Origin of the sequence: Tsukamurella soli (assembly GCF_039541155.1) — a bacterium.
Lineage (GTDB): Bacteria > Actinomycetota > Actinomycetes > Mycobacteriales > Mycobacteriaceae > Tsukamurella > Tsukamurella soli.
Genome location: NZ_BAABFR010000207.1, coordinates 1 through 2,846 on the forward strand (window position 1 = coordinate 1; position 2,846 = coordinate 2,846).

Here is a 2,846-nt window from a genome sequence, read left to right on the forward strand (position 1 = left end):
CCCGGCACCGTCACGCCAGCGCTGGCGCCGCCGCCGACACCGCCACCGGGCCGCTCGCCGCCGGACATCCCGGCACCACCGGTCGCACCCGGCACGGCGCTCGTTGCTGGAGCGGTGATACCCGCCGCCGCGGCGACGCTGGCGGCGTCGGGCGCCACCGTCGTACCGAGGCTCGCCCCGGAACCGCTGCCGGTCACGAATATCGGGGTGGTGATCTGCGCGTTGGTGTTCGCGTTACCGACCACCCGGGCGCCGGGAATCGCGCTCGAACCACCGTCGGCGGGGTTGACCGGCGCCGGCGGCAGCGTGACGCCCGGAGCGACCGGCGGAGCCACGTAGGCGTTCGTCGCGGCGCTCGAGGTGTACGCGGGCAGGAGCGGCGGCGTGATCCGCTGCTGCCCACCCTGCGGCACCGGCGCGCCCGGTCGTACGGCCCAGACGGGGTAGTACGGCACGGGGTCGTGCGGATCGGGATGCGCGTGCGGGTTGCCGCCGATGTTCACCGTGACGGACACGTAGATGATCGGCTGCGGCCGGGGCCGGTTCCAGCCGCCCGGGTACACCCACACGACGGGGGCGTCGGGGTGCCAACCCGACCGCCACCACGGCGTCGGGTAGTTGGGCTGATCCCACGGCCGCGGACCGCGGTCACCCGGATACCACGGCCGCACGCCGAGCTGGCGACCGTACAGGGTCCAGCAGGTCTGCGCCTGGATCTGGCTGCTGGCCTGCCACGAGCGCCACCGGCCGGTGTTGCAGATCTGCTGGTAGACGTCGACCGTGGAGGTCGGGTAGTCGTACGGGCTCCAGTTCGCAGGCTGTGCGAGCGGCTCCGGTTGCTGCGGCACCGAGTCGGGCGGCACCACCAGGCCGGGGATCGCTGGCGCCGGCGGGTAGTACACCGTGGTGTTGTTCGAGGTGGCGGTGACGGTGCCCTGCGGCAGACCCGAGTTGGCGACGGCCTGCGCGGCGATCGGGTTGCCGATCATCGTGACACCCGAGGGCGGCACGGGCACACCGCCGGTCTGCGGGGCCGAGACGTTACCCGTGAAGTTGTCACCGACCACCGGTGTGAAGGACACCGGCTTCTCACCGCTCGTCGACTTGCCGCACCCGGCAACGGTGGCGGCGACCGCCACGGTCGCCAGCGCCACGGCGCCGAACTTCTTCCTGTCCATGCGTCAATGTCCGTTCTGCGTGGGGGATGCGATTCACCGGGTTATCTGAAACGGTAGCCCGATTCGTTACAGGCGATGCGCGTTCCGGTAGTACGCCCAGCGAAGCCACAGGCCACGACGCGGGTAGGATTCGGCGCATGATCCGTATCGTCCTGGCCGCGGGTGCCGGATACGTCCTCGGGACCAAGGCAGGCCGGCGCCGGTACGAGCAGATCAATCGCACCGCCCGCGCAATCGCTACGAGTCCCGTCACCAAGAAGGCCGTCGAGGTCGGACGGCGCAAGCTCGCGGAGGGCCTCAGCCCCGACCCGAAGATGCGCACGATGCGGGAGATCGACCCCCAGACCACGGTCTACTCGCCCAAGACCGACCTCGACTGAGCGGGTGCACAACCTCCGTGACGTAGCGGGAGCGTCCGGCTACCCGACCGCCGGTAGCCGCATGCGCACCGGCGTCCTCTTCCGCTCGGAGGCGCTCGCCGACGACGCGCCGAGTGCGCTCACGGCGCTCGGACTGACCCGGGTCTACGACCTGCGGACCACGATCGAGGTGGACAAACACCCCGACGTCCTGCCCGCCGGCACCGGCTACGCCCGGCACAACATCCTTGGCGACGACAACGACCTGGGCACGCTGGACCCGTCGACCCTGCGCCCCGGCAGCGCGCGCCGGATGCTGCTCGCCGCGAACCGCTCGTTCGTGACCGAGCCGGGCGCCCGGGCGGCGTTCGGCGGGCTGCTGCACGACATCGCGACCACCGACGGGCCACAGCTGTTCCACTGCACGGCGGGCAAGGACCGCACCGGCTGGGCCGCGGCGATCCTGCAGTCCCTGTCCGGGGCCTCGCGTGCCGACGTGTTACACGACTACCTGCTGACCAACGAGTACTCGCGCGACGCGATCACCGCCATCGGCGAGGCCGTGGCCGCCGAGCACGGCGCGGACGTGGCCGTGGCGGTGCGGGAGATGTACGGGGTGTTCCCCGAGGCCCTGGAAGCCGGTTTCGACGAGCTCGGCGCGCGGTACGGCACCGTCGACCGCTATGTGCGCGAGGGGCTCGGGTTGACGCCGGACACCGTCGACGCCCTGCGCGCGAAGCTGGTGGTCTGACTCGCCTATCCCAGGTCGAGGTCGCCGTTCGCCTGTTCGTTGAGACTGCGCTTGTATGCCTCGAGCGCGACGAGATCGCCGAACAGGCGGTTGTACTCGTCGTCGGTCGCCGGGGACATGCGTCGCAGCTTGGACTTGAGGTCGGCGATCTGCTCACCGACCCAGACCGCCTGTACCCGTGCGAGCATCCCCTGCACGTACCGCGGCGCGTTCTCGTCCAGCACGGGCAGGGGCTCCACGGCCAGCTCAGTGATCAGGCTCTCGAGGGTCTGCCCCTCGACGTGCCGCCCGACGGTGTCCACCCACTCCGCGCCACCGAGCCCCGCCGAGGTGCCGCCCGCCGACTCGACCGCCAACCGCACGGCGATGTACGCGGGGTGCGTGAAGCACTCGACGGCCAGCGCGTCGAACACGACGCCCGCCAGGGCAGGCAGCTGCAGCGCGCACTTCAGCGCCTCGCGCTGCGCCCACAGGGTCGGTTCGCCGGGATCGGGCCGACCGGGCCCGTCGGGCACCGACGGTGCCGGCCCGCCGTCCGACGGTGCCGGGCGCGGCCAG

At 71.8% G+C, this 2,846-nt stretch carries 3 protein-coding genes and 1 pseudogene; 2 read left to right on the plus strand and 2 right to left on the minus strand.

From position 1 onward, the window contains the following. On the minus strand, positions 1-1,178 hold a 1,178-nt coding region (locus ABD908_RS27030), incomplete at its 3' end, for a chromosomal replication initiator protein DnaA (RefSeq protein WP_425584417.1). 137 nt (positions 1,179-1,315) lie between these two features. On the opposite strand from ABD908_RS27030, the gene ABD908_RS27035 reads away from it, so the two are divergent. Then, positions 1,316-1,558, plus strand: a complete 243-nt coding sequence (locus tag ABD908_RS27035) for a hypothetical protein (protein WP_345001954.1) — start codon at positions 1,316-1,318, stop codon at positions 1,556-1,558. Between the two features lie 4 nt (positions 1,559-1,562). Further along, positions 1,563-2,288, plus strand: coding sequence for a tyrosine-protein phosphatase (locus ABD908_RS27040; protein WP_345001956.1), 726 nt, complete (start codon positions 1,563-1,565; stop codon positions 2,286-2,288). Between the two features lie 5 nt (positions 2,289-2,293). On the opposite strand, the pseudogene ABD908_RS27045 reads toward ABD908_RS27040, so the two are convergent. Continuing rightward, a pseudogene (locus ABD908_RS27045) lies at positions 2,294-2,846 on the minus strand (DNA primase); the annotation flags it as partial.